Genomic DNA, 6,074 nt, shown 5'->3' with positions numbered 1-6,074 from the left:
CTTCCCTTCCGCTACGAGGACCGCAGCCGCCGCCTGAAGGTGACCCAGCTCGAGCCGGGACAAGAAGCCACCGTCGAAGTCGTCGTGCAGTCGGTGCACATCCGCAAAACGAGACGTCGCAACTTCACCCTCGTCGAGATGATGGCCAAGGACGAGACCGGCAGTGTGAAAGCCGTCTGGTTCAACCAGGACTATCTCAAGGATACGTTGACCCAGGGCCGGAGGGTGCTCTTGTTCGGCAAGTTCGAGCGCAGCGGCTTCAGCCTCTTCCCCGAAGTAACGAACCCTCAGTTCGAGCTCGTGGAATCGGGCGGGGAAGACGTCCCGACTCACGCGGGGCGAATCGTTCCCGTCTACGAACGCATCGGAGCGATGAGCCCCAAGGTCTTGCGCCGCGTTCTCCACTTTCTCGTCTCTGGCATGCCGCGAAACGTCCCCGAGCTCCTCCCCGAAGACATCCGGAAACGCCACGAGCTCCCGACACATGCCGAAGCCCTCGAGAAAGTCCATTTTCCCGAAGAGGGATCCGAGCTCGATCTCTACGCTCGTTTTCGTGCTCCCGCGCAGAAGCGGCTGATCTTCGAAGAGCTCTTTCTCTTTTTTCTCGCCCAGGGGCTGAGACGGGCAAGAAACCAGGAGCTTCCCAAGCGGCGATCGTTCCCCGTCGACGATCGAATCCGGGAAGTCGTTCGGAAGATTCTTCCGTTCCGTCTGACCGGCGCCCAGCGCGAAGTGCTCAAGACCATCGCCGAGGATCTCGAGTCGACCGTCCCGATGAGACGCCTGGTCCAGGGCGACGTAGGATCGGGGAAGACCATCGTGGGCGTCCTCGCTGCGGTCATCGTGATCGAGAACGGCGCCCAGGTCGCGTTCATGGTGCCGACGGAGCTTCTTGCCGAGCAGCATTTCCAGAACATCCATCGACTGCTCGAGCCCGCGGGGATCGAAGTCGCCCTTCTCAGCTCGCGACTGAAGAAAGTCGACCGCGAGGCTCGGGTCACGGCGATCGCCGCGGGAGACGTCGACATGGTCGTGGGAACGCACGCTCTCATCCAGGAAGACGTGACCTTCAAGGAGCTCGGCCTCGCCATCATCGACGAGCAGCACCGTTTCGGCGTCATCCAGCGGGCCGAGCTTCGACAGAAGGGCTACGGCTGCGACCTCCTGTTCATGACGGCAACTCCCATTCCCCGCAGTCTGGCGATGTCGCTCTATGGCGATCTCGACAACTCGGTGCTCGACGAGCTTCCACCCGGGCGACCGGCGATTCGAACCGAGCGGGTGTCATCGGGGCACATCGAGCGGGTGTTTCGAACGATCGAGGCGGAGGTTTCCGGTGGACATCAGGTCTACTACGTCTGCCCGCTGGTGGAGGAGTCCGAGAAGATGGATCTGAAAGCGGCGGTGGAGCGTTACGAATCGCTGGCAAAAGGCATCCTCCGCCATCGTCGGGTGGCGCTGGTGCACGGCCGCATGGCTCCGCCGGAAAGGGAAGAAGTGATGGCAGCGTTCCGCAACGGCTCTGTCGACGTACTGGTCGCGACGAGCGTGGTCGAAGTGGGAGTCGATGTCCCCAACGCGACGCTCATCGTGATCGAGCACGCCGAACGCTTCGGGCTTTCGCAGCTCCATCAGCTTCGGGGCCGTGTCGGCAGAGGGACAGCCGCCTCGAGAGCGATCCTCCTGACTTACGAACCCACGACCGACGAGGCGGAGAAACGTCTCGCGGCGATGCTCGAGACGAACGACGGGTTCGCCATCGCCGAGCGCGACCTCGACATCCGCGGGCCGGGCGAGTACTTCGGTACGCGCCAGTCGGGAACGCCGTTGTTTCGAATCGCCGACCTGTCGCGGGACAAGAAAATCCTCGAGGACGCGAAGCGTGAAGCGGCTTTGTTTCTGAGCTCGGCGGAGTCGCGCACGCCATCCGGCGAGCGTCTGTTGCGCCAGGTCATCGACCACTGGGGAGAGCGATTCGATCTGGTGGAGGCTGGTTGACCCGTGCGCATCGGAAGTGGCGCACTTCGGGGCCGCAAGCTCGTGGCTCCCCACGGGACGAAGACCCGCCCGACCAGCGGACGGTTGAAGAAGAGCCTTTTCGACGTCCTGGCGAGCCGTCTCGAAGGAGCTCGGGTTCTGGACCTCTACGCCGGGGCGGGATCGCTCGGCATCGAGGCCCTTTCACGAGGTGCGGCCCACGCCGTGCTCGTGGAGCGGCGTCGAGCGGCGGCGGAAGCGATCCGCAGAAACATCGAAGAGCTCGGACTCCTAGACCGAGCCGAAGTCATCAGGAAGGACGTCCTCTCCACCCTTTCGCGCCTTTCGGGACGTTTCGACGTGGTCTTCGCCGATCCACCTTACCGGTCGATGGAACCCGAGAAGCTCCTGCGGTTTCTCGGAAGGGGCACGATTCTGTCGGATTCGGCATTCGTCGTCCTCGAGCATCATCACAAACGGGAGCTTCCCGATCGCATCGGAAACCTGGTGAGCCAACGGATGATTCGGGCGGGAGAGAGCTGTTTCACCCTATTCGCCCTGACCGAATGATTCCCGACGAACGGATGTGTTACGCTTTCCGCGATGTCCGAGCGGATTGCCATTTACCCGGGATCTTTCGACCCGCTGACCCTGGGCCATGTGGATATCATTCAACGAGGCAGCTCGCTCTTCGACACCATCATCGTCGCCGTGCTCGAGAACGTGGAAAAAAAGCCGCTGTTCACCGTCGAAGAGCGTCTGGAGATGATCCGTGAAGCCTTCGCCCACGGCGGCAACGTGGAGGCTGACGCCTTCAGTGGGCTTCTCGTGGACTACGCCGCGGGCCGGAAGGCCACGGCGATCGTCCGCGGCATTCGCGCCATCAGCGATTTCGAGTACGAGTTCCAGATGGGACTGATGAACCGGCGCCTCGCCCCGACCATCGAGACCGTGTTCATGATGCCCGCGGAAGATTACTCGTACGTGAGCTCGCGGCTGGTGAAAGAGGTCGCGAGCCTTGGCGGGAGCGTGCATGGGCTGGTGCCCGACGGCGTGGAGAGGAGACTCTTGGAGAAAGTACGAGGATCCAGAACATGAGGCTCGCCCGTCGCGTCGGTTTGATCCAGCCATCACCGACGATGGCGGTAATGGCGGAAGCGATGCGGCTTCGCGCGGCGGGCGAAGACATCGTGGATTTTTCCGCGGGACAGCCCGACTTCGCCACGCCGGAGCACATCAAAGACGAGGGCATCCAGGCCATCGCCGGCAATTTCACCCGCTACACGGCAAATTCGGGAACGCCCGAGCTGCGGAAGGCGATTGCCGACCGATATCGGCAGGACTACGGGCTCGAGTTCGAACCATCCGGCGTTCTGGTCACGAGTGGCGGCAAGCATGCGCTCCTGAACTTGATCCTCGCCATCGTGGACGAGGGCGACGAAGTCATCATTCCCACTCCCTACTGGAGCACGTTTCCCGAGCAAGTTCGACTGGCGGGCGGAGAGCCCGCCTTCGCGATGACGTCAGAGGCCGACGGGTTTCGGACGACCGCGAAAGCCATCCGCCCGGCGCTTTCGGACAAGACTCGGGTTCTGCTGCTCAACTTTCCTTCGAATCCCACCGGAGCGGTCATCGACAGGAAAGAGCTCGAAGCGCTCGGCGATCTCGTCGAGGGACGTGACATCTTCTTTATCTGGGACGACACCTACGCACGACTCATGTTCGAGCCCGCGCCCGGGGGAGCTTTTGCCACGCTTCAGCGGCGGCTCGGTGAGCGTTTCGTCGTCGCGGGAACGGCATCGAAAGCTTATGCGATGACCGGATGGCGCCTGGGGTGGGCGCTCGGTCCCCCCGATCTCATAGCCGGATGCGACGCGCTCCAAAGCCACATGACGTCCCATCCGAGCTCGATTTCGCAGCGCGCCGCGCTTGCCGCTCTGCGATCGGATCAGGCGAGGCTCGCGGAGATGGTGTCCGAATATCGTTGGCGCTCGGAGAGGCTGCGCGAGGGACTCCTCTCCATCGAGGGGCTGACGTGTGCCGAGCCGGGCGGGGGGTTCTATCTGTTTCCCAACGTCTCCCGTTTCGTTCCCCGGAGCCAGACGGCGACGGATCTCGCCGGTGCCCTGCTGAACGAGGAGCGCGTCGCCGTCGTGCCCGGTCTCGCATTCGGCTGCGATGGGCACTGGCGAGTGAGCTTCGCGACCTCGCGGGAGCGGATCGAGGAGGGTATTCGCCGACTCCAGCGATTCTTTCGGTCTCGATGAAGACGCTCTCGGCGGTGCTCGTCAGCCTCCAGAATCCTCGCGAGAAAGTGTGGGGAATCCTTCTCTCGGTCCAGACGAGCGGAATCACGCTTCGGGGCATCCATCTGAACTCGTTCGACGACTGGAGCCGAGCGGTCGCACGCGGAGAGACGGATATGCAGCTTTCGACGGTGTTCTTTCCGCTCCACCGTGTGGAGCGCATCGACGAGGACGAAGCCGTCGGACCGGTTCCCTCGCTCTCGGATACGTTCGAGGACCGGGTTGGGCAGGACGTGTGGAGCTTTCTCGGGCTCGAGTCGCTCCCGCCCGAGTCGTCGGACGACGGTGCGCCGATGACCCTTCGCGAGGCAGAACGGGCCCATGTGAGGCGCGTGCTCGACGAGTGCCAGGGAGATCGAGTGACCGCCGCCAGGATCCTGGACGTCCCCGAGTCGGAGCTCGACGCGCACTTGAACCCCCATATCAAGTAGCCTCCGCAAAAAAGAACACAACATCTTGACCCGAACCGGGCCCTTCTGCTATCGTCCGGTGAAAAACAAGGAGCGGGCATTGAGCAAACTGGGGTCATTCGTTCTGGTTGCGTTCGTGTTTTCGTGGGTGAGCGACAGTCGAGCACAGGGGATCGTCTTTCCGAGCGCGGGAGCGACGCATCGGTCGATGGCGGGCGCTTCGACGGCGGCGCCATTCGACGCGGCGGGAGCGGTCTACTGGAACCCAGCCGCGATGGCGGCCATGGTCGACGGCGAGATCTTCGTCGGCGTGGACTTCGTGTACGGCGATACCTATCTCGATTCTTCGGTCGAGTCGACCGGTCAATTCGGAAGCAATCGCAGCGATAGTGGACTCGCCGCCGCGCCGGCTTTCGGCGTCGTGAGTCGCCCGGAGAACTCTTCCTACACCTACGGGCTCGGCGTCTATGGTCTCGTGGGCCGTACGATCGACTTTCCCGCGAGCGAGTTCAATCCGGTGTTGAAGCCGTTCGATCCGCCGCGGTCATTCGGTCTCGGCCCGGTGTCGTCTCGAGTCTCCGGCCTTCAGATCGCACCGGTGATGTCGAAGGACGTTTCCGAGACTCTCTCCGTCGGAGTGGGGGCCCAGGTCACGTCGATGTTCCTGGCGCTCGATCCGGCGCTGTTCGCCGAGCGTAATCCGGGTGGACTCTTTCCCCCGGCGACCCAGGGCCGCTCCTACTGGGGAGCGGGCTTTCAGCTCGGAGTCTTGTATCGACCCGGTACCCCGTGGAGCTTCGGCGCGTCGTACAAGAGCCCTCAGTGGTTCGAGCGATTCGACTACAACTCGAAGGACGAGAAAGGCAATCCGCGCCAGCTTTCCCTGGAGCTCCAGCTTCCCTGGATCGTCTCTCTCGGCGCCGCTTATCACGGGTTCGAAGATACGGTCTTGGCCGTGGACGTTCGGTACTTCGATTACGCCAACACGAAGCTCTTCGGTACCACGCCTGCTAACGATGGGCTAGGGTGGAAGAGCATCTGGGCGATTGCGGTCGGGGCCAAACGCCCGCTCAGCTCGCTCATCGACGTGCAAGCGGGTTTCTCCTGGAACGGCAACCCCATTCCCGACGCCGCGACTTTGTTCAACATCCAGTTGCCGGCGGTGAACGAGCTCGCTTTCTCGGGAGGGCTCACCGTGGCGCTGACCGAGCGAGTCGATATCGTCGGGAGCGTCGTGTACGCGCTGCGGCATACCAACCGGGGAACCATCCTCGAGATACCTGGAACCGCGATCGAGCTCGGCCAGGACCTCGCCACCTTCAGCCTCGGGTTCGCGTTTCGGCTTTGAGTCGAGCGATGATAAACTTGCGTTTTCACTCGC

The 6,074-nt window shown here is 62.9% G+C and carries 6 protein-coding genes; all 6 read left to right on the top strand.

Going from position 1 to position 6,074, the window contains the following annotated elements; genetic code table 11:
• Nucleotides 1-1,998 (top strand): ATP-dependent DNA helicase RecG (gene recG, locus VEK15_15580; protein ID HXV62120.1); only part of this gene is annotated, 1,998 nt, incomplete at its 5' end.
• Between the two features lie 3 nt (nt 1,999-2,001).
• Entirely contained in the window at nt 2,002-2,547 is a 546-nt protein-coding gene (rsmD, locus tag VEK15_15575; GenBank protein HXV62119.1) for a 16S rRNA (guanine(966)-N(2))-methyltransferase RsmD, read from the top strand.
• Nucleotides 2,548-2,580: 33 nt separating this feature from the next.
• Nucleotides 2,581-3,075 carry a pantetheine-phosphate adenylyltransferase gene (gene coaD, locus VEK15_15570; GenBank protein HXV62118.1) on the top strand — a complete coding sequence of 165 codons (495 nt, stop codon included), beginning with the start codon at nt 2,581-2,583 and terminating at the stop codon, nt 3,073-3,075.
• Entirely contained in the window at nt 3,072-4,244 is a 1,173-nt protein-coding gene (locus VEK15_15565; protein ID HXV62117.1) for a pyridoxal phosphate-dependent aminotransferase, read from the top strand. The genes coaD and VEK15_15565 overlap by 4 nt, the downstream gene beginning before the upstream one ends.
• On the top strand, nt 4,241-4,714 hold the full coding sequence (locus tag VEK15_15560; protein HXV62116.1) for a hypothetical protein: 474 nt from the start codon (nt 4,241-4,243) through the stop codon (nt 4,712-4,714). The genes VEK15_15565 and VEK15_15560 overlap by 4 nt, the downstream gene beginning before the upstream one ends.
• Before the next feature lie 79 nt (nt 4,715-4,793).
• Nucleotides 4,794-6,041 carry an outer membrane protein transport protein gene (locus tag VEK15_15555; GenBank protein ID HXV62115.1) on the top strand — a complete coding sequence of 416 codons (1,248 nt, stop codon included), beginning with the start codon at nt 4,794-4,796 and terminating at the stop codon, nt 6,039-6,041.
• Nucleotides 6,042-6,074: the final 33 nt, after the last annotated feature.

This window comes from Vicinamibacteria bacterium, assembly GCA_035620555.1.
Lineage (GTDB): Bacteria > Acidobacteriota > Vicinamibacteria > Marinacidobacterales > SMYC01 > DASPGQ01.
This window is presented reverse-complemented; position numbering and strand designations above follow the sequence as displayed.

Excerpts from the sequence above, each read along its gene's own strand:
- coaD (HXV62118.1), top strand. The coding sequence starts at position 2,581 with ATGTCCGAGCGGATTGCCATTTACCCGGGATCTTTCGACCCGCTGACC.
- VEK15_15565 (HXV62117.1), top strand. The coding sequence starts at position 3,072 with ATGAGGCTCGCCCGTCGCGTCGGTTTGATCCAGCCATCACCGACGATG.
- VEK15_15560 (HXV62116.1), top strand. The coding sequence starts at position 4,241 with ATGAAGACGCTCTCGGCGGTGCTCGTCAGCCTCCAGAATCCTCGCGAG.